The sequence below is a fragment of the Betaproteobacteria bacterium genome (assembly GCA_016791345.1).
In the GTDB taxonomy this organism is placed as follows: Bacteria; Pseudomonadota; Gammaproteobacteria; order Burkholderiales; family JAEUMW01; genus JAEUMW01.
In genome coordinates this window covers 1-19377 of sequence record JAEUMW010000467.1, presented here as the reverse complement: position 1 = coordinate 19377, position 19377 = coordinate 1, and the positions used below count along the sequence as shown (strand labels likewise).

At 64.8% G+C, this 19377-nt stretch carries 19 protein-coding genes; 7 read left to right on the top strand and 12 right to left on the bottom strand.

Translation table 11 applies throughout. From position 1 onward, the window contains the following. Nucleotides 1-178 precede the first annotated feature (178 nt). From JNK68_17450 to JNK68_17435, 4 genes are read left to right on the top strand one after another with little or no spacing between them, the layout of a single operon-like run. Nucleotides 179-964: a pyrroline-5-carboxylate reductase gene (locus JNK68_17450; protein ID MBL8542130.1), complete on the top strand. Its 786-nt coding sequence runs from the start codon at nucleotides 179-181 to the stop codon at nucleotides 962-964. Between the two features lie 16 nt (nucleotides 965-980). Continuing rightward, nucleotides 981-1568, top strand: a complete 588-nt coding sequence (locus tag JNK68_17445; GenBank protein MBL8542129.1) for a YggT family protein — start codon at nucleotides 981-983, stop codon at nucleotides 1566-1568. Between the two features lie 3 nt (nucleotides 1569-1571). Next, a complete protein-coding gene (locus JNK68_17440; protein ID MBL8542128.1) occupies nucleotides 1572-1910 on the top strand; it encodes a DUF167 domain-containing protein in 339 nt (112 codons plus the stop codon). After that, entirely contained in the window at nucleotides 1907-3850 is a 1944-nt protein-coding gene (locus JNK68_17435; GenBank protein MBL8542127.1) for a dynamin family protein, read from the top strand. Before JNK68_17440 ends, JNK68_17435 begins: the two co-directional genes overlap by 4 nt. A 27-nt stretch (nucleotides 3851-3877) precedes the next feature. Here the strand turns inward: JNK68_17435 and rng are convergent, their stop codons facing one another. The 11 genes from rng to JNK68_17380 form a co-directional block, all read right to left on the bottom strand. Further along, nucleotides 3878-5332, bottom strand: a complete 1455-nt coding sequence (rng, locus tag JNK68_17430) for a ribonuclease G (protein MBL8542126.1) — start codon at nucleotides 5330-5332, stop codon at nucleotides 3878-3880. Beyond that, the gene (gene maf / locus JNK68_17425; GenBank protein ID MBL8542125.1) at nucleotides 5329-5928 is read right to left on the bottom strand and encodes a septum formation inhibitor Maf; all 600 of its coding nucleotides are present in this window, start codon (nucleotides 5926-5928) and stop codon (nucleotides 5329-5331) included. The genes rng and maf overlap by 4 nt, the downstream gene beginning before the upstream one ends. Nucleotides 5929-5987: 59 nt before the next feature. Next, the gene (gene rlmH / locus JNK68_17420) at nucleotides 5988-6458 is read right to left on the bottom strand and encodes a 23S rRNA (pseudouridine(1915)-N(3))-methyltransferase RlmH (GenBank protein ID MBL8542124.1); all 471 of its coding nucleotides are present in this window, start codon (nucleotides 6456-6458) and stop codon (nucleotides 5988-5990) included. 25 nt (nucleotides 6459-6483) lie between these two features. Further along, on the bottom strand, nucleotides 6484-6843 hold the full coding sequence (gene rsfS / locus JNK68_17415) for a ribosome silencing factor (protein ID MBL8542123.1): 360 nt from the start codon (nucleotides 6841-6843) through the stop codon (nucleotides 6484-6486). Beyond that, nucleotides 6809-7561, bottom strand: a complete 753-nt coding sequence (gene nadD, locus JNK68_17410; protein MBL8542122.1) for a nicotinate-nucleotide adenylyltransferase — start codon at nucleotides 7559-7561, stop codon at nucleotides 6809-6811. The genes rsfS and nadD overlap by 35 nt, the downstream gene beginning before the upstream one ends. Before the next feature lie 14 nt (nucleotides 7562-7575). Continuing rightward, nucleotides 7576-8712, bottom strand: coding sequence for a 2-oxo acid dehydrogenase subunit E2 (locus JNK68_17405; protein ID MBL8542121.1), 1137 nt, complete (start codon nucleotides 8710-8712; stop codon nucleotides 7576-7578). A gap of 26 nt (nucleotides 8713-8738) precedes the next feature. After that, the gene (gene aceE, locus JNK68_17400) at nucleotides 8739-11390 is read right to left on the bottom strand and encodes a pyruvate dehydrogenase (acetyl-transferring), homodimeric type (protein MBL8542120.1); all 2652 of its coding nucleotides are present in this window, start codon (nucleotides 11388-11390) and stop codon (nucleotides 8739-8741) included. Between the two features lie 105 nt (nucleotides 11391-11495). After that, nucleotides 11496-12281 carry an enoyl-CoA hydratase/isomerase family protein gene (locus JNK68_17395; GenBank protein ID MBL8542119.1) on the bottom strand — a complete coding sequence of 262 codons (786 nt, stop codon included), beginning with the start codon at nucleotides 12279-12281 and terminating at the stop codon, nucleotides 11496-11498. A 66-nt stretch (nucleotides 12282-12347) separates the two neighbouring features. Continuing rightward, nucleotides 12348-14165: a class I poly(R)-hydroxyalkanoic acid synthase gene (gene phaC, locus JNK68_17390; GenBank protein ID MBL8542118.1), complete on the bottom strand. Its 1818-nt coding sequence runs from the start codon at nucleotides 14163-14165 to the stop codon at nucleotides 12348-12350. An 84-nt stretch (nucleotides 14166-14249) separates the two neighbouring features. Beyond that, on the bottom strand, nucleotides 14250-14456 hold the full coding sequence (locus JNK68_17385; protein MBL8542117.1) for a DUF2788 domain-containing protein: 207 nt from the start codon (nucleotides 14454-14456) through the stop codon (nucleotides 14250-14252). Between the two features lie 15 nt (nucleotides 14457-14471). Further along, nucleotides 14472-15260 carry a DUF2189 domain-containing protein gene (locus tag JNK68_17380; protein MBL8542116.1) on the bottom strand — a complete coding sequence of 263 codons (789 nt, stop codon included), beginning with the start codon at nucleotides 15258-15260 and terminating at the stop codon, nucleotides 14472-14474. Between the two features lie 99 nt (nucleotides 15261-15359). Between JNK68_17380 and JNK68_17375 the strand changes: the two genes are divergently transcribed. From JNK68_17375 to JNK68_17365, 3 genes are all read left to right on the top strand, one after another. After that, complete coding sequence (locus JNK68_17375) at nucleotides 15360-15572, top strand: hypothetical protein (GenBank protein ID MBL8542115.1); 213 nt, start codon at nucleotides 15360-15362, stop codon at nucleotides 15570-15572. A gap of 107 nt (nucleotides 15573-15679) precedes the next feature. Beyond that, nucleotides 15680-17050, top strand: a complete 1371-nt coding sequence (cls, locus tag JNK68_17370; GenBank protein ID MBL8542114.1) for a cardiolipin synthase — start codon at nucleotides 15680-15682, stop codon at nucleotides 17048-17050. After that, entirely contained in the window at nucleotides 16981-17802 is an 822-nt protein-coding gene (locus JNK68_17365) for an rRNA pseudouridine synthase (GenBank protein MBL8542113.1), read from the top strand. Before cls ends, JNK68_17365 begins: the two co-directional genes overlap by 70 nt. Nucleotides 17803-18265: 463 nt before the next feature. Here JNK68_17365 and JNK68_17360 read toward each other — a convergent pair whose 3' ends face one another. Further along, nucleotides 18266-18781, bottom strand: a complete 516-nt coding sequence (locus tag JNK68_17360) for a hypothetical protein (protein ID MBL8542112.1) — start codon at nucleotides 18779-18781, stop codon at nucleotides 18266-18268. Between the last annotated feature and the right edge of the window lie 596 nt (nucleotides 18782-19377).

Below are 19377 nucleotides of genomic sequence, written 5' to 3'. Positions count from 1 at the left end.
AGCTACAGGTGGACGGGCAAGCATGACGGGCAGGCAAGCAAGCGGCAGCGCAGGCGTGTGCGGGACACGGCGCTTCGCTCGCGGCGCGTCCCCCTCGTTTCCATTCGGGCTCGCATGAGCCTGTCAGTTTCGGAGTCCTCAATTGTCAGTCAGCATCGGTTTCGTCGGCGGCGGCCACATGGCGTCAGCTCTGATCAGCGGCTTGTTGGGAAAGGGTTTTTCCGGCAGTCAATTGCAGGTCGTAGAAGTCAGTGCCGAGGCGCGCCAGCGCCTGCGGGAGCGCTTCGGCATCGAGGCGCGAGAGTCCCTCGACGCGGGCTTCACCTCGTGCGAGTGCATCGTGCTCGCGATCAAGCCGCAACAGCTGCGCGAGGTTGCGGGAAGTCTCGCGAGCTACATGCATCATCAATTGCTGATCTCGATTGCCGCCGGCATCCGCACCGGTGACCTGAGCCGGTGGCTGGGCGGCTATCGGCGGATCGTTCGCGCCATGCCCAACACGCCGGCCGTTCTCGGCTGCGGGATGTCAGCGCTGTTCGCCGCCCCTGCGGCAAATGCAAGCGAGCGCAATCTTGCAGAAAGCATACTGAGTGCGGTCGGTGAGACGCTGTGGCTCACCGACGAGGACACCATGGACGCCGTGACGGCCGTGTCGGGGAGCGGACCGGCGTATGTCTATTATTTCATCGAGGCACTGGACGAGGCCGCCCGGCGTCTAGGTCTCGATGCATCGTCGGCGCGCCTGCTCACACTGCAGACAGTCCTCGGTGCCGCCCGGGTGGCAGCCGAATGTGCGGACGACGCCGCGACGTTGCGCGCACGGGTGACATCGGCCGGTGGCACGACCGAACGCGCGATCCAGCGCCTTGAGGCCGCTGACCTGAAGGCTATCGTTGCACGCGCGGTGGAAGCCGCGGCGGAACGCTCGCGCGAACTCGGCGCCGAGCTTGGACGGCGCGACTAGAAAGCAGCGCCGCACGATGTTCGGACAGGCCATCGGCTTTCTGCTCGATACCGCGTTCAGTCTTTTCATATTCGCCGCGCTGGTCCGATTCTTCATGCAGTGGAGCCGCACGGCGTATGCGCATCCCTTCTCGCGCTTCGTCATGGCGGTGACCGATTTCGCCGTCCGCCCCCTGCGACGAATTGTCCCCGGGCTGTGGGGATACGATCTCGCGAGCGTGGTCGCGGCGTGGCTCGCGGCGATCCTGCTCCTCACCGCGATGGATTTTCTGGGCGTGCGCCCGCTGCCGAGCGCAGGCTCACCGACGGTGACCGGGGTCGTGATCGTCCTGCTCGGCACGCTGTACGTCGTACGCATGGCCATCTATCTCATCATGGGTCTCGTCCTGGTCCTCGCGGTCATGAGCTGGGTGAGCCCGGGAAGTCCCGCCATGTTTCTGCTCGAGAGCCTGACCAGACCATTCCTGCGGCCACTCCAGGGACGCCTTCCCCTGCTCGGGGGTGTTGATCTTTCTCCTTTGATCGTTTTCGTGATCTGCCAGTTGCTGCTGATGCTGCCCGTCGCGGCACTGGAACGCCTGACGCTTGGCATGTTGATTGCGTAGGTGATGGCCCCGACGGGTAAGGGCACCCATTCGGACCCCGCCCCGCGGAGCTGGTATCGACGAAGCGGCGAGAAGCTCACGCTTTCGCTCTACGTGCAACCGGGCGCCCGACGCAGCGAGGTAGCGGGCCTCCACGACGAGCTGCTGAAGGTCCGAATCGCCGCTCCTGCCGTTGACGACCGGGCCAACACCGCGCTGATCGAGTTCCTGAGCCGTGCCTTCGACCTGCCATCAAGCCGCATCCGCATTCGCGCGGGACAGCATGCCCGCCGCAAGATCGTGGAACTGGATGCAACGGGTCCCGCCGTCGAGCACCGATTGACCGCGTGGGAACAACAATGAGCAACAGTCCGCTGGAGCAGCAGGTCGCCCAGTACTCGGAGTGGCGGCAGCGCCTCATCCAAGGTATCGAGGCGTACCAGTCCTGGCTCGACGCCAACGGTCACGCCGACATTCAGAATGCGCTGCGCATCTACGATCTCGTCGAAAGCCTGCGCCAGGACCGCGTCACGCTGGCCTTCGTCGCGGAGTTCTCCCGCGGCAAGACCGAACTCATCAACGCCCTTTTCTTCGCAAACTACAAGCGACGGCTGCTGCCGTCCGACGTTGGCCGCACCACCATGTGTCCGACGGAGATTTTTTACGATCCAAACGAGCCGCCACAGATCAAGCTGCTGCCCATCGAAACGCGCAAGCGAAACGAGAGCATTGCCGCACTGAAGCGCTCGCCGATCGACTGGGTGAAACTCAGACTCAATCTCGATTCCCACGAAGACATGGCGCAGGCCATGCAGGAACTGGCGCGCTCGAAGGTGGTAGGCGCGCAGGAAGCGCGCGACCTCGGGCTGCTCGAGGAAACGGGCCCCGAGACTTCTACCGTGATGTTGCGCGAAACGGACAGGGTCGAGATCCCTGCCTGGCGTCACGCGGTTATCAACTACCCGCACCCGTTGCTCAAGAACGGCCTCGTCATCCTCGACACGCCGGGCCTGAACGCTCTCGGCGCGGAGCCCGAGCTCACGCTCTCGATGATTCCGAATGCGCACGCGGCGGTCTTCGTGCTGGCGATGGACACCGGTGTGACGAAATCCGATCTGGAGGTCTGGCAGAAGTATGTCCAGACCTTCGTGCCACGACGTCTCGCCGTACTGAACAAGGTCGATCTGCTGTGGGACGATCTCAAGGGAGCGGCCGGCATCTCCGCCAGCATCGAGCGTCAGATCGACGGCACCGCGCAGGTCCTGCAGCTGCCGCGACGACACGTCTTCGCCGTGTCCGCGCAGAAGGCGCTGCTCGCCAAGGTGCGCGACGATGAAACGCTGCTTGCGCGCAGCGGCATCAAGGCGCTCGAACGGGTCCTCGCCGAGGAGATCGTGCCGGCCAGACAAGAGATCCTGCGCGCCGCGGTCGAGCGGGAGATCGGAACCATGGTCGAATCCTCGCTGCAGACCGTGGAGAATCAGCTCGACGCCGTCCGCGCGGAACTCAAGGAACTCGTGCAGCTCTCGGGCAAGAACCGGGCCGTGGCGAAGGCGATGCTCACCAAACTGGAAGCCGATCGCGGCGCATACACGGCGCAAGTGCAGGGATTCAAACTCGCCTCCGCCGGCGTCATCAAGCAGGGCGGCATGCTGCTCACGAACCTCGACTCCGCGTTCATCGAGCATATCCTCGAACAGGGCAGGGAGGAGATCGAAGGCAGTTGGACCACCCGCGGCCTGATGCGCGCCATGCAATCGCTGTTCGAGCACTACTCGGCACAGAGCCAGAAGATCCTCAAGTTCTCCGCCGACGTGCAGAAGCTGGTTGCCGGCGTCTACGACCGCTTCCACGAAGGCTATGGCTTCGCGCTCCTGGTGCCGCCCCCGCTCAATCTCGAGCGCCATACGGTCGCCATGTTCGCCCTGCAGAAGCAGGTCGAGGATTTCTGCCGCGACCCCGTCAACGTCATGACCGAGAAGCACTTCCTGGTGCGCCGCTTCTACAACGGACTCGTCGTGCAGGCGCGGGAGGTGTTCGACGGTGCGCGTACCGAGGTGGACGCGTGGCTCAAATCCGCCCTGGGTCCGCTTTCGATGCAGATCAAGGAGCACGAGGCGCTGCTTACCCGCAGGATCGAGGGTTTTCGTCGAGTGGCTGATGACCTGAGCAGTCTCCACGGACGCATCCGGGACCTCGACGCGCGCAAGAACGTGCTGCGTGAGCGACACGCCGATCTCGTCGGCGTGAAAAAGGTGATCTCCAGCCACGAGAACGCGTCAGCAGCGATCAACGCCGCGTGACACCCGCCCGCCGCACCACGCGGGAGCTCAGATCAGAATGACGTCATACCGCTCGGGGGAGTACTGATTCTCCACCTGCAGCGAAATCGGCTTGCCGATGAAATCCCCGAGCATCGCCAGACTCTGTGACTCCTCGTCGAGAAAGAGATCGATCACGGCCTGCGCGGCGAGGATGCGGTACTCGCGGGCGTTGAACTGACGGTCCTCGCGCAGGATCTCGCGCAGGATCTCGTAGCACACCGTCTGCGCAGTCTTCACTTCACCCCGTGCCTGGCAAGTCGGACAGGCCTCGCACAGCACGTGCGCCAGACTCTCGCGCGTGCGCTTGCGCGTCATCTCCACGAGACCGAGTGCCGTAAAGCCGTTCACCGACATGCGCGTACGGTCGCGTGCCAGTGCCTTGCGGAACTCGGAGAGCACGGCACCGCGGTGCTCCTCGTTGTCCATGTCGATGAAGTCGATGATGATGATCCCACCCAGGTTGCGCAGCCGCAGTTGCCGCGCGATCACCTGCGCCGCCTCAAGATTGGTCTTGAAGATGGTGTCGTCGAAATTGCGCCCACCGACATAGCCACCCGTGTTCACATCGACGGTGGTGAGCGCTTCCGTCTGATCGATGATGAGATAGCCTCCGGACTTGAGATCGACCCTGCGTGCGAGTGCGCGCTCGATCTCGTCCTCCACTGCATAGAGGTCGAACAGCGGTCGCTCGCCGCTGTAGTGCTCGACGCGCTCGCTGAAATTCCGCGTGTACGTTTGTGCGAACGCCAGCATCTTCTGGTGCGTCTCGCGCGAATCCACCAGCACACGGGCGGTCTCGTCGCTGACGAAGTCGCGCAGCACGCGCAGGCTCAGGTTGAGGTCCTGGTACAAAGGCGCCGGGGCACTCGCCTGCACGGATTCCTCGCGGATGCCGCGCCACGTGCGACGCAGGTAGTCGATATCGGAGGCGAGTTCCGGAATCGTCGCGGCCTCCGCCATGGTGCGGATGATGAAGCCACCGGTCTCGTCACCCGGCAGCGCCTGCTGCAACCGCTCCCGCAGATGAGTGCGCTCGACCTCGTCCTCGATCCGCTGTGAGATGCCGATGTGCGATTCCTGCGGCAAGTAGACGAGGAAACGCCCGGCGATGCTCACCTGCGTGGAAAGGCGTGCACCTTTGGTGCCGATCGGGTCCTTGATCACCTGCACCAGGATGTTCTGGCCTTCGGCGAGGAGTTTCTCGATCGGTTTCGACTCCTCGCCGCCGTGCCGGTTGCCCCAGATGTCGGCGACGTGCAGGAAGGCCGCGCGGTCGAGCCCGATGTCGATGAACGCGGACTGCATTCCGGGCAGAACGCGCGCGACGCGGCCGAGATAGATGTTGCCGACGAGGCCGCGGCTGCTCGCGCGCTCGATGTGCAGTTCCTGCACCACCCCCTGCTGCATCACCGTCACACGCGTTTCCTGCGGCGTGACGTTGACCAGGATTTCTTCCGTCACAGAACGCCGAAGCCGAAGTGCTGCATCAGTTCCACCGTCTCAAAGAGCGGCAGCCCCATGACGCCGGAGTAGCTCCCGGAAATGCTCCGAACGAACGCCGCGCCCCGGCCCTGGATAGCGTAGGCGCCTGCCTTGTCGAGTGGCTCACCGGTGGCCACGTAGCGGCGAATCTCCTGTTCGTTCAACGCGCGAAACTCGACCGTCGTCGACGAGAGCCGCATCTCGACGAGATCCCGATAGCAGAGCGCGACCGCCGACAACACCTGGTGCTGGCAGCCCGCCAGCAAGCCCAGCATGCGCTCGGCGTCCTGCCGGCCCTCGGGCTTGCCGAGCGCCTGCCCGTCGACGACGACCGAAGTATCCGCACCGAGAACGGGGTTCGGCCGCAGGCGCCGCTGCAGCACCCGGACCCAGCCGAGTTCCGCCTTGGCGCGCGCGATGCGGGTCACGTAGTCCTGCGGGCTCTCCCCGTCGAGCATGCGCTCGTCGATGTCCTCGCCACGGGCGGGGTCCTCGCGCAACAGCAGCACGTCGAACGGCACACCGATCTGCTTCAGGAGCTCGCGGCGGCGTGGACTGCGGGACGCCAAGTAAATGCGCTGTTCTCGGAATGACACCGTAGTGCTCCGTGTACGCGACCCCGACGCGGCCGCAGTTACTCCCGATGATAGGGATGATTGTGCATGATCGAAATCGCGCGATACAACTGCTCGGCGAGCAGCACCCGCACAAGTCCGTGCGGCAGGGTGAGGCGCGAAAGCGAAAGCAGCAGGTCGGCCGAGCGGCGAAAAGTCTCGGTCAGCCCGTCGGCGCCGCCGATCACGAGCGCCACGTCATGCCCGTTGCCGAGCCACGACTCGACCCGGTGCGCGAGCCCGACACTCGTCATCTCGACCCCGCGTTCGTCCAGAACCACGCGCTGGCAGCCTGCGGGCACCGCAGCATCGATGCGTGACTCCTCCTGCGCCATTGCGCGTTCCACACTCACGCCCGGCGAGCGCCGCACCGGGCGCACTTCGATCAGGTCGAGCCGCGCCTCTCGCGGCAGCCGCCTGGCGTACTCGTCGAAGCCGGCGCTCACCCAGGCGGGCATGCGGTGGCCGACCGCTATGACGGTCATTCGCATGGCTGCAGCGCACGATCTTGCGCGATCAGCTTGAGGCGGCCTGACGCCGCGCCGAGTGGAGGAACTGCGGCCCCCACAGCTCTTCGAGGTTATAGTAGGCACGGGTCGCGGGGTGCATGATGTGTACGATCACGCTGCCCAGATCCACCAGGACCCAGTCGCCGTCCTGCTCACCCTCCACCCCGAGAATTGCGGCACCGCGCGCCTTGACTCGCTCCTGCACGCGCCGCGACATGGCCCTAGCCTGCCTGCTCGAATCGGCGCTGGCGATGATCATGCAATCGAAGAGCGATGACAGACGCCTCGTATCCAGCACCACGATATCGCGCCCCTTGACGTCCTCGAGCGCTTCAATCGTCAACTGCTTCGTTTCCTCCGGTTTCATCCGGCTCCTTGTACAGGCCCCGCGCCTCAATATAGTCGAGAACGGAGTCGGGGATCAAATAGCGCTGGGAGCGTCCGGCTTCGAGCCCGCTGCGGATGCGCGTGGCCGCAATGTCGAGCGCCGTCGTGGCGACGGTGGCGATGCCGCCGGCCGGGGTCCAGTGCGTGGCGAGCGGTTGCATGAGACGCCGCGTCTCGTATTCGCGTGCCAGGGGCTGCGGCATGCGTTGCCCCCAGGAATCCACGGAAAAACCCGGTCGATGTGCTACGACCACGTGCGCCAGCGAGAAGAGTTCACGCCAGCGATGCCAGGCCGCAAGATCGAGAAACGCGTCGGCCCCCAGGAGGATGCAAAGCGGGCGCGTCGTCCCGATCTCCCGGCGCAGCTCGGTCAGGGTATCGAAGGTGTAGCTCGGCCCCGGCCGCTTGAGCTCACGGTCATCCAGACCGAAGCGCGGATTGTCGGCGATCGCAAGACGCGCCATCTCCCGGCGGTCATCGGCGGTGACCCGCGGGGTGGCGCGGTGCGGCGGTATCGCGGCGGGAATGAAGCGTACCATGGCGAGCTTGCAGGCATCGACGATCTCCTCCGCAAGGCGCAGGTGTCCGATGTGGATCGGATCGAAGGTGCCGCCGAGAATGCCGACGGGACCCGTGCTTGCCGGCTCGGAGACCCGCCAGCGGCGGGCAGAACCGGTTACGCTTTCCTTCGTCGGCAAATTCAAGGTTCCGTCTAGAGGCTCACGCGTCGGAGATCAGCCAGTAGCGCAGCGAGGTGCCCGGTAAACCGCGCTGCCACGTCGGGGTCGATCACGTTTGAATCATACGACAAACACAGCGGCAGGAGCCGACGCGTCGCCGCCTTCCCATCGCGCTCGACCAGCCGGGATTGCGCACGCGTGATGCCGAGTGCGGCAACGCCGGGGGCATGAATCGTCGGCGTGAAGGCAGTGCCGGCCGAGTCGGCAAGACTGGTGAGGGTGAAGGCAACGCGCGCGGTCGCGCCATCGCCCGCCCCGTTCCCGGCCTGGACGATCAGTGCACCTGACTCGCGTGCCAGATCGACGACACCCTTGAGATCTACGTCCCGGATGACGCATACGATGCGTCCACGCGTCGATGCGAGCGTGAGTCCGCAGTGACAGCCCTCTTGCCGGACGACCGCCCCGCCCTCGACCATGGCATTCAGATCGGGAAAAGCCTTCAACGCTGCCGCGACCGCCTTCAGCACGAAGGCCGTGAGGGTGACCTCCACGGCCTGATCCACCATCGGCGCCGCAATCTCCGAGCAGAACGCTTCGAGTTCCGTGACGTCGGCCTCATCGAAATGCGTGGCCGGGTGGGGGACGCTTCCCGCCGTGCCGGGAGCCGCCGCCGACCCGGCAAGTGCCGCACGGACGAACGCCTGGATGTCGTCTTTCAGGATGCGCTGCGCAGGTCCGGTTCCCGCAACCTGGTCGAGCTCCACACCGAGCTCGCGCGCAAAGCGACGGATGGCAGGACTCGCGTGAGGCAGACTCGCGGGTGGCGCTGCGCCAGGCGCCGCCCGCCCGGACGTTGCGGACACCTGTTCGGACCGTGCCGCCTCGGGCGCTGCCTGCTCTGCCGGTGCTTCCTCGGCTGCAACCTCTTCCGCTTCCAGTTCGAGGATCGCCGTGCCTTCCGAGACACGGTCCCCGACCCGGACCTTGAGCTTCGTCACTGCGCCGGCAAACGGCGCCGGCACGTCCAGCGTCGCCTTGTCCGATTCGAGGACGATGAGGGCGTCCTCCGGCTTCACCCGATCGCCCGGCTTGACGACGATCTCGATCACCGGGATGTCGCTGAAATCCCCGATGTCCGGTACCAGTACCTCCCTGATCGCACCCATGCGCCCCCCCGGCAGCGTGCGAATCTTCAGACCCGGACCGGGCTCGGCTTGGCCGGGTCGATGCGGTATTTCGCGATCGCCTGGGCCACCTGCACACGGGGAATGTCACCGTCCGCGGCGAGCGCCTGCAGCGCAGCCAGCACGACCCAGTGACGGTTCACCTCGAAGAACCCGCGCAGCTGCTCGCGCGTATCGGAACGCCCGTACCCGTCCGTCCCGAGCACCGCGTAGCGACGCGGTACGTAGGCCCTGATCTGATCGGCCACGATCTTCATGTAGTCGCTCGCGGCGATCACCGGTCCCCTGCGCTCCTTCAGGCAGCGCTCGACATAGGAAAGCGCCGGCGGTGCCTCGGGATGCAACAGGTTCCAGCGCGTCGCCTCCAGTCCGTCCCGACGCAGCTCCGAGAAACTGGTCGCACTCCAGACGTCGGCGTTGATGCCCCAGTCGCCTTCGAGCAGTTCAGCAGCCGCCAGCACCTCGCGCAGGATCGTTCCCGCACCGATGAGCTGGACGCGGGGGCCTGGGCCTTCGCGGCCGGCGCGCAGCAGATACATGCCCTTGAGAATGCCGGGTTCGGCACCGGCAGGCATCGCTGGATGAACGTAGTTCTCGTTCATCACCGTGATGTAGTAGAAGACGTCCTCCTGCTCCGCGTACATGCGCCGCAGTCCGTCCTGAATGATCACCGCGAGCTCGAACGCGAAGGCGGGGTCGTAGGAGACGCAGTTCGGGATGGTCGACGACAGCACGTGGCTGTGACCGTCTTCGTGCTGCAGACCCTCGCCGTTCAGCGTCGTGCGGCCCGCGGTGCCGCCGATCAGGAAGCCCCGACAGCGCGAATCCCCGGCAGCCCACGCCAAGTCCCCAATGCGCTGGAAACCGAACATCGAATAGAAGATGTAGAACGGAATCATCGGCACGCCGTGCGTGCTGTAGGAAGTTGCGGCGGCGATCCAGTCGCCCATGGCACCGGCCTCGTTGATGCCTTCCTGCAGGATCTGCCCGTGCTTGTCCTCCTTGTAGTACATGAGCTGATCGGCGTCCTGCGGCGTGTACAGTTGCCCGACCGAGGACCAGATGCCGAGCTGTCGGAACATGCCCTCCATGCCGAAGGTGCGTGATTCGTCGGCGACGATCGGCACCACGCGACGCCCGATCTGCTTGTCCTTGACGAGCTTGCTCAGGATGCGCACGAAGGCCATGGTGGTCGAGAAGTCGCGGTCCTCGGAGCTCGCGAGCAGCGATTCGAAGGCAGCCAGCGGCGGCACTTCGAGCGCCTCCGCACGGCGCCGGCGCCGCGTCATGAAACCGCCGAGACTCTTGCGCCGCTCGCGCATGTATTCGAGCTCGGGCGAACCCTCCGGGAAGCGCAGATATGGCAGCGACTCGATCTGGTCATCCGCGATCGGCAGGCGGAAGCGGTCGCGAAACGCCCGCAGCGAGGTGGCGACCATCTTCTTCTGCTGGTGCGTGATGTTCTGCGCCTCGCCCGACTCGCCCATGCCGTAACCCTTGATCGTCTTCGCGAGGATCACGGTCGGCTGACCGGTGTGCTTCACCGCTGCGGCATAAGCGGCGTAGACCTTGTGCGGATCATGGCCGCCGCGATTGAGACGCCAGATGTCATCGTCGGTCATGTTGGCCACCAGCGCGCGCAACTCGGGATACTTGCCGAAGAAGTGCTTGCGCACGTACGCGCCGTCCTTCGACTTGAAGGTCTGGTAGTCGCCGTCGACGCACTCCTCCATGCGCTTCAACAGGAGCCCGTGCTGGTCCTTGGCGAAAAGCGGATCCCAGTACGACCCCCAGATCACCTTGATCACGTTCCAGCCGGCGCCGCGGAAATCCGCCTCCAGTTCCTGGATGATCTTGGCGTTGCCGCGGACCGGGCCATCCAGGCGCTGCAGATTGCAGTTGATGACGAAGATCAGGTTGTCGAGGCGCTCGCGCGCCGCCACGCCGATCGCCCCCATCGACTCCGGCTCGTCCATCTCGCCATCGCCCATGAATGCCCAGACCTTGCGCCCCTCGGTGTGGGCGAGCCCGCGGTCCTGCAGGTATTTCATGAACTTCGCCTGATAGATCGCCATCAGCGGCCCGAGGCCCATCGACACCGTCGGGAAGTGCCAGAAATCCGGCATGAGCCAGGGATGCGGATAGGACGAGAGCCCCTTGCCGTCGACCTCCTGGCGGAAGCTGTCGAGCTGTTCCTCGCTCAGCCGACCGAGCAGGAAGGCGCGCGCATAGATGCCGGGCGCCGAGTGTCCCTGCACGAACAGGAGATCGCCCTCGCGCGTGTCGGTGCGCGCGCGCCAGAAGTGGTTGTAGCCGACGTCATACAGCGTCGCGGCCGAGGCGAAGCTCGCGATGTGCCCGCCGACGTTGGTGTGCCGGTTGGCGCGCAGCACCATGGCAAGCGCATTCCAGCGCACGTACGAGCGAATGCGGTGTTCGAGTTCGTAATCCCCCGGCGAGCGCTCCTCGCGGTGCGGCGGGATGGTGTTGATATACGCCGTATTGGCGCTGTACGGGAGGTAGGCGCCAGACCGGCGCGCCTTCTCGATCAGCCGCTCGAGGAGGTAATGAGCCCGCTCCGGGCCCTCGACTTCCAGCACCGCCCCGAGCGCATCGAGCCACTCCCGCGTTTCCTGCGGATCGTGGTCGTGCATCTCCATCGTTGTCTCCTTCGTGTCGCTTGCGTCGGGCCGGCTCTGCGGGCAGCCTCGTGACGCCGGGTTGGACCGCGCGCGGTGCGCGGGATTCCCGCTAACCGGCCAGCGTCAGCGGCCGGTGAACCGCGGCGGTCGCTTCTCGAGAAACGCCGCCATGCCCTCGCGTCGGTCGTCCGTCGCGAAAGCAAGGCCGAAGCCATCGGTCTCCCACAGCGTTGCACCGGAGAGATTCATGTCGAGACCGTGCTGCACCATCTGCTTGATGAGCTTGATCGAAAGCGGCGGCTTGCCGAGCAGGGAGCGACCGAGCTCGAGGCCGCGCTCGATCAGCTCCGCGGGCGGGTAGACATAGTTCACCAGCCCGATCACCCTGGCTTCCTCGGCCTTGACCTGGCGCCCGGTCATGATGAGCTCCAGCGCGCGCGAACGACCGACCAGGCGCAGCAGGCGCTGGGTTCCGCCGAAGCCCGGCATGATGCCGATGTTGATCTCCGGCTGGCCGAAGACGGCGCGGTCGGAGGCGAGGATGATGTCGCAGCTCATGGCGAGCTCGCAGCCGCCGCCCAGGGCGAAACCATTGACCAGCGCCACGGTCGGGATCGACAGGCGCTCCAGCCCGCGGAACGTGTCGCTCGCCATCTCCGCCATCGTCTGCGCCTCCATCGGCGTGAGCGCGGCGAGTTCACGGATGTCGGCGCCGGCGACGAAGGCCTTCTCGCCCGAGCCGGTGACGAGCAGCACGTGCGCGTCCTTGCGTTCGCGGATGGTGCGCACGGCCTGCGCCAGTTCGGCGATGGTGGCGCTGTTGAGTGCATTGAGCGCGCTCGGCCGGTGCACCGTCAGCACCCAGAGGCCGGGCTCCCGCTCTTCGAGGATGAGGTTCTCGAAATCCATGTGGGAATCGTCCGTGTTGAGCGCGCGAGGCCCGGGTGCGAACCCGATGCGCCGCCGCCGTGTCTGTCAGCCCGCAGCGGGAGCGGGGGCGTCGAGGCGCGCCTTGACGTAGGAGCCCGGCGCGTCCTCCAGGACCGGGAGTCCGCCGGAACCCGGCACGCGCGCTGCAACCTTGCCGCCTGCCAGCGCCGAGACCCATTTCTGCCAGTCGAGCCACCACGAGCCATGGTGCTGGGTCGCGCCGTCAAACCAGCTGTCGGGATCCGCAGGCAGCGCCGTGTTGGTCCAGTAACCGTACTTCTTGGCTGCCGGCGGGTTGATCACGCCCGCGATGTGCCCGGACCCGCCGAGCACGAACTTGACGGGGCCGGCGAAGAGGTGGGTTCCCTTGTAGGTCGACTTCCACGGCGCGATGTGGTCTTCGATCGTCGATATGAAATAGACCGGCGTCTTGACCCGCCCGAGATCGATCGGCACCCCCGCCATCGTCACGCCGCCCGGGTCCTTCAGCAGATTGCGCTGGTAGCAGTTGCGCAGGTAGAACGTGTGCATGGCGGCGGGCAGGCGCGTCGAGTCTGAATTCCAATGCAGCAGATCGAACGGGAAGGGATCCTTGCCGAGCAGATAGTTGTTGATGACGAACGACCAGATCAGGTCGTTCGCGCGCAGCATGTTGAAGGTGCCCGCCATCTCGTGCCCTTCGAGATAGCCGCGCTGCTTCATCTTCTTCTCGAGCGCGCTGATCGAGCGGTCATCGAGGAAGATCTCGAGTTCGCCCGGCTCTGCGAAATCGATCATGGTCGTGAAGAAGGTCGCGCTGGCGATGCGCTGCTCGCCCTTTGCCGCGAGATACCCGAGCGTGCCTGCGAGCAGCGTCCCGCCCAGACAGTATCCAGCCGTGTTGACTTCGTCCTCGCCGGTCGCCTTGCGGATCTGTTCGATTGCATCGATCGGCCCTTCGAGGAGATAGTCCTCGAAGTTCTTGTGCGCGAGATTGACATCGGGATTGACCCAGGAGATCACGAACACCGTGTGTCCCTGGTCCACCGCCCACTTGATGAAGGAGTTCTTTTCCCGCAGATCGAGGATGTAGAACTTGTTGATCCACGGCGGCACGATCAGCAGCGGCTTGCGCAGGACCTGCTCGGTCGTCGGGTCGTACTGCAGCAGCTGCATCAGCTCGTTTTCGTAAACCACCTTGCCGCGCGTGTTGGCGATGTTCTCGCCGAGCTTGAAGGCGGTGGTATCCGTCATGCGGATGCGGATCGACTGTCCGCCGCCGCGCTCCAGGTCCTGCAGCAGATTGGTGAGCCCCTTGATGAGGTTCTGGCCGCCGGATTCGATCGTCTCGCGCAGCACCTCCGGATTGGTCAGCACGAAGTTGGTGGGCGAGAGCGCATCGACATACTGGCGCGTGAAGAAGTCGACCTTCTTCCGGGTCTTCTCGTCGAGTCCCTCGACGCTGCCGACGGCGCCGTGCAGATAGCGTGCGGCGAGCAGATAGGACTGCTTCACATAGTCGAAGACGAAGTTGCTTTCCCAGTCCTCGTGCCGGAAGCGCTTGTCGCTCGACAAAGGCGCGGCCACCGGCTCGGCGGCGTGACCGAAGGCGCGCACCATCGACGTCTGAAACAGCAGCATGTAGTCCTGCCACAGCTTCATCTGCGCCTGCACGACCTTCATGGGGTCCTGCATCATGTGCTGCGCCAGGTCCATGAAGGCTTGCCCAATCCCCATTTCGTCGGCGATCAACGCGCCGCCGGAGCGCTGCATGAACTGCGCGACCTGCTCACGGGTCTGGCGGGCCATCTCGGCGAATGCCGCCGTCAGGTCCGTAGGCGCGGTAGCGCCGGCTGGCTTCGACTTCTCCCTCGTTGCGCTCATCTTCTGCACGGTCCCCTGACGATCTGCCCGATTCTAGCTTCCGAAGCCCGCACTGCACAACGCGATTTGCGAGGATGGGTCCTGCTACTCCAGGAAGAACGTCAGGACCGTCTTGGCGATGAACCCGAGCATCCCGAAGGCAAGCACGAAAAACAGCACGAAGGTGCCCAGCCGCCCGGCCTTGGACTCCTTCGCCAGATTCCAGATGATGAAGAGCATGTAGAGCATGAAGCCCGTCAGCCCGAACGTCAGGCCGAAATCGGCGATCTGCTCCTCGGTGAGACCGAACATGGGGCGCGGGAGCCCTCAGTACCGCAGGGGCACGGAGGACGTGTCCACCAGATCCCGATAGGCATGCCACGTCGCATGGCCGAGCACCGGGACGGTGATGATGAAACCCAGCATCGCGGTGACGATGGAGAACGCGGTTGCCAGCATGATGATCGTCGCCCACACGGCGAGCGCAACCGGGTTTTCGCCCACTGCCCGCACACTCGTGAGGATGGCGCTGCGCAGGCTGACGATGCGCCCCAGCAGCAAGGGCGGAGAGACTGCGGTCGCGGCGAACACGAGCGCCGCCCCGAGCGCCCCTGCGAGCAGCCACAAGGCAAACAGGAAGTCGCCCTGCGCGCGCACCGTGTAGAGCAAGAAGCCATGCGCGTCCGTGATCGGCGTCTTCACGAACAGCGCGAAGAGTCCGGCCGACACGAGCACCCACAGCGTGCCGAGGAGTGCGAGCCAGAGGCCGAGCCAGACCAGCGGACGCGTGCCGCGGCGCCAGGCGTTGACGGCGTCGGCGAAGGTGGGTCGCTTGCCGCGCGAGAGCAACCGGCTCTGCTCGTAGAGCCCGGTCGCGAGAATCGGCCCGACGAGGACGAAACCGGAGAAGGCACCCGGAAGCAGATACCAGTGCTCCAGGCCGGCGCGCAGGATGACGACGCCGCCGACCGCGATCACCAGGCCGTGCAACAGGCTCGCCCAGGGCGTGCGCGTAAAATCCCGCCAGCCCAGGCGCAGCCAGAGGAAGGGACGATCCGCAGTCACCGTTCTCACGGGCAGGACCTGCGGGCTGGGCGGGTCGATGATGGTCGGCATGAGTTGGAACCGGCGACGGGGGTTGTCGCGGATTCTGGCGCCAGCGGTGACGTGCTGTCCAGCGCCGGCGCGGAAGCGCACGGGCTATACTGCCGCGGCATGAGACCCCATCTACGCTCTTGTCTCCCGGTGCTGCTGGCGTGTGCGCTGAGCGCCTGTGCCGGCGATGCGAACCGCAGCATGTGCGAGGGCCTGCAGACGCGCGTGCGTATCGTCGATCCCCTGGCCGACCGGCAAACCCTGCGCGATCAGCAGCTCTCCTGCGAGGCCTACGCAGCCGAACGGGAACGATTGCTCAAGCAGCCGCAATAGGGACAGCGTCGGCTGCCCCGCTCGCGCCCGCCACGTCCTTTCGCGAAAGATCCTTGGCCAGCCTCGGCACCCTGTACGTCGCGAGCGAGTGGATCATCCGCGTCGTCATGCTTTTCTACGTTCCGCAACGGCGACCACCGGCTTCCGCGCGCGCCTGGCTGCTCCTCATCTTCTTCCTGCCGTGGGTGGGGCTGGTGCTGTACGGGCTGATCGGGCGCGTGTTCCTGCCACAGAGCCGCATCGAGATGCAGGCGAAGGTCTTCGAGGCGCTCAAGGCGCTCGGCGCGCGCGGTCGCGTCGGCGCGCCACCGCGTCCGCCGCTGCCGCCCGAGTTTGCGCCGGCGCTCGATCTTGCCGAGGCGCTTTCGGAATTCTCGGTCCGCGGCGGAAACCAGTTCGAACTCCTGCCGGACTACGACGCCGCCATCGACCGCCTGGTTGCCGACGTCGAACAGGCGCACGCATCGGTACACCTGCTCTACTACATCTATGCGCCGGACGAAGTGGGCGAACGGGTGACCATTGCCCTGGAACGGGTCGCCCAGCGCGGCGTCAACGTGCGCGTGGTGATGGACGCCATCGGCTCGCGCCCCGGACTCAAGCGACTGGCCCCGCGCATGCGCGCCGCCGGCATCGAAGTCACGTGCGCACTGCCGCTGCGGCTGTGGGGGCCGAACAAGGCGCGCGTCGACCTGCGCAATCACCGCAAGATCGCCGTCGTCGACGGCTGCATCGCCTTCTTCGGTTCGCAGAACATCGTGAGCGCGCGCGCCAACCGCGGTCTGACCAACGAGGAGATGATGGTGCGCACGACCGGCCCGATCGTGCGCGACCTCCATTCCGTCCTGCTCGCCGATCGCTACTTCGAGGTCGGCGACATCCCGCCCGAGGCGCGCGAAGCGCACGTGGTCGCCGCCGACGACACGGGCGGCGCACTGGCCCACGTGCTGCCGAGCGGGCCCGGCTACAACGCCGGCACCACCGAGGATCTGATGATCGCGCTCATGAGCGCAGCGCGAGAGCGCGTGGTATTGACCACCCCCTACTTCATCCCGAGCGAGTCGTTCCTGCTCGCGATGGAACTTGCCGCGCGGCGCGGGGTGGCGGTGCACCTCATCGTCGACCGCGCCTCGAACAAGCCGCTGGTCCAGTTCGCTCAGCAGTCGTACTACGAGGAACTGCTCGACGCCGGTGTGCGCGTGCACCGCTACCACGGCAACTTCCTCCATGCCAAGCACATGAGCGTGGACGACGCGGTGGCCCTGATCGGCTCCAGCAACTTCGACATGCGCTCGTTCGCCCTCAATGCCGAGGTGAGCGTGCTGATCTACGATCGCAGCGTGGCATCCAAGCTTGCGCGCGTACAGGTGCACTATCTCGCCCGCAGCGAGCACCTGACGCCGGCGGCATGGGCGCGGCGCGGCGTCACGCGGCGCGCGCTGGAAAATCTGGCGCGCCTCACCGACTCGTTGCTGTAAGGTCACGTGAAGTGAACGACGACGGCAGGATACGCATATCCAAGCTCCTCTCCGAGCGCGGGCTCTGCTCGCGACGCGAGGCGGACGAGTACATCGAGCGCGGCTGGGTGTTCGTGGACGGCGAGCGCGTCACCGAACTGGGCACACGCGCGCACCCGGACCAGACCATCACGCTCAGCCCGGAAGCGCAGTCGCGGCAGCTGAAGCGCGTGACGATCCTGCTCAACAAGCCGATCGGCTATGTGTCCGGGCAGGCGGAGGGAAACCATCGTCCTGCCGTGAAGCTGATCGAGGCCGCGTCCCGGTTCAGCGACGACCGCTCACCGCAGCGCTTCCACCCGGTGCATCTGAAGGGACTCGCCCCTGCCGGCCGGCTCGACATCGACTCCACCGGGCTGCTGGTGCTCACCCAGGACGGCCGCATCGCGAAGCTCTTGATCGGCGACGACGCCAGGATCGAGAAGGAGTATCTCGTGCGCGTGGTCGGATCGCTGGCGGCCGATGGACTGGCACGCCTGCATCATGGCCTCGCGCTCGATGGCGTGGCGCTGCGACCGGCGAAGGTAAGCTGGCAGAACGAGGATCAGCTGCGCTTCGTGCTGCGCGAAGGCCGCAAGCGCCAGATCCGCCGCATGTGCGAGCTGGTCGGACTCGCGGTGACGGGCTTGAAGCGCATCCGCATCGGGCGCGTCAAGCTGGGCGACCTGCCGCCGGGAAAGTGGCGCTACCTGCGAGAGGACGAGCGCTTCTAGAAGGATCCGCGAGCGGCACTGACACCAGAACTGCCGGACAATAGCGGCATAACACATCGGTTGCGACGGCTCGGCCCCATTCCGGTGAAGATTTCCCGAAGACACGGGTCCCGTTCTCGGTCTCCGATGGTGCGGACTCGCACTGTGAGCAGAAAGGGTATGGACTGAAAGACCTGCGCGTGTTCAACTGGCCGGATAAGACACTGCGTTGATGTCCATCCCGGAGCGGGTAGTTCGGGCAGGCAGCGGACGATCGCTTCGAGGGTCGCCATCGTCGTGCAAGTGCGGTCTACCCGTTTCACTGCGAGATGGATGTAGCAGCACGTCATATGTCCAAAATCGTATTCGACCCGACGGACACTGCCCGACTAGATTCAAACTTGCTGCGAAGGACCGCCATCGACCCGAAGCCGAAATTCGGGACGGCCGGAAAGCAAACGCACGAAATCGATGAAGCGGACGTTCAACGCCCGCGCTCAGGCGCGTGCGTCTTCGCACGTCGCCTGCAGCGCATTGTTGGGCGACTGGAAGACAACGTACCGGGTTCGATGAGAGCGTGTTTACCAACGCACTCTGGGTGTTCCGGCCATTCTTCGATGCGAACGCGGACATACTGATTGTCTCTGATGGTGAGAAGATCCCAGTCGAAGAATCTGATGAACGCCAGTCTTCCACTCTTCGTCATTCTTTGAACCGGAAAGTCCCAGTAACCCGAATCGGATTCGCGGTTGATCATTACAGGCGCAAGCTGAGAGCCGTTCAAAACGACTTGGATGTGCGGCTGCAACTCGCCGTACGCGGTCGAATCGATTTCGCACGGCTGGGTAACCAGAGCATTGAAGAGAACAGCCTCGACTTCCGAGAATCGTTCTTCCAATCTCCAGCCATCATTGTTCCATGGATCGTTGACGCGGAAATAGGAGTTGAAGAGCTCGCGGCCGGCTAGTCTGAAACGCCTCATGCTCTCGTCGAGATGCATTCTTACGCCCAACGCTCCGGCTGAGCCGCGAGCAAAAGCGCATCGCTTTTGCGAGTCGGAACCAGCGTGATGTTAGAGCTGCAGCCCACCAAGGTCTCCGCGAAGTTCCGCGAGAGCTTCCCGCGAATAGACGTTCACAGCAGCAACGCCCATTACGACGACGGGTTCTGTAAGCCACTTTGAGAAGAATTCTTGAACGCCAGGGCGCTGAACCCAGATTTTCCTCGATGAGAAAGGAACGAAGGTCACCAAGCCGGACTGGAATATTGTTCACGATAGTCTCGTAAACCACATACCTCTTGAGAGTTTCAAACTCAGAGACGAAAGCCTTCCTTTCACGGCGGTTCGTAAGGAAGCCGCCGAGAAATAGATCAAAGAGCCTGAATAGCAAATCTGTCACGGAAGTCCTCTGCTCTTCTCCGATTTTACTGAGATTTCTGGCTCGCAGCCGGGCAGGCAATCCGTAGCTCCTTTCGGTTGAAGCCAGCATTCTCGGACAACGTGGTGTATCCAGAAGGACATACCTCGTTCGCTTTGTCGTAACAGATGTTCCAGCCAAGACTTGCGCCACAAGCAATTAAGTGCTCAACGGACCC

Coding starts and splice junctions, on each gene's coding strand:
- JNK68_17380 (MBL8542116.1), bottom strand. CDS start 15,260: ATGCCGACCATCATCGACCCGCCCAGCCCGCAGGTCCTGCCCGTGAGA.
- aceE (MBL8542120.1), bottom strand. CDS start 11,390: ATGGAGATGCACGACCACGATCCGCAGGAAACGCGGGAGTGGCTCGAT.
- phaC (MBL8542118.1), bottom strand. CDS start 14,165: ATGAGCGCAACGAGGGAGAAGTCGAAGCCAGCCGGCGCTACCGCGCCT.
- JNK68_17385 (MBL8542117.1), bottom strand. CDS start 14,456: ATGTTCGGTCTCACCGAGGAGCAGATCGCCGATTTCGGCCTGACGTTC.
- cls (MBL8542114.1), top strand. CDS start 15,680: ATGCTTTTCTACGTTCCGCAACGGCGACCACCGGCTTCCGCGCGCGCC.
- JNK68_17405 (MBL8542121.1), bottom strand. CDS start 8,712: ATGGGTGCGATCAGGGAGGTACTGGTACCGGACATCGGGGATTTCAGC.
- JNK68_17435 (MBL8542127.1), top strand. CDS start 1,907: ATGAGCAACAGTCCGCTGGAGCAGCAGGTCGCCCAGTACTCGGAGTGG.
- rlmH (MBL8542124.1), bottom strand. CDS start 6,458: ATGCGAATGACCGTCATAGCGGTCGGCCACCGCATGCCCGCCTGGGTG.
- JNK68_17395 (MBL8542119.1), bottom strand. CDS start 12,281: ATGGATTTCGAGAACCTCATCCTCGAAGAGCGGGAGCCCGGCCTCTGG.
- JNK68_17440 (MBL8542128.1), top strand. CDS start 1,572: ATGGCCCCGACGGGTAAGGGCACCCATTCGGACCCCGCCCCGCGGAGC.
- JNK68_17360 (MBL8542112.1), bottom strand. CDS start 18,781: ATGCATCTCGACGAGAGCATGAGGCGTTTCAGACTAGCCGGCCGCGAG.
- JNK68_17375 (MBL8542115.1), top strand. CDS start 15,360: ATGAGACCCCATCTACGCTCTTGTCTCCCGGTGCTGCTGGCGTGTGCG.
- JNK68_17445 (MBL8542129.1), top strand. CDS start 981: ATGTTCGGACAGGCCATCGGCTTTCTGCTCGATACCGCGTTCAGTCTT.
- rsfS (MBL8542123.1), bottom strand. CDS start 6,843: ATGAAACCGGAGGAAACGAAGCAGTTGACGATTGAAGCGCTCGAGGAC.
- JNK68_17365 (MBL8542113.1), top strand. CDS start 16,981: ATGGGCGCGGCGCGGCGTCACGCGGCGCGCGCTGGAAAATCTGGCGCG.
- JNK68_17450 (MBL8542130.1), top strand. CDS start 179: ATGGCGTCAGCTCTGATCAGCGGCTTGTTGGGAAAGGGTTTTTCCGGC.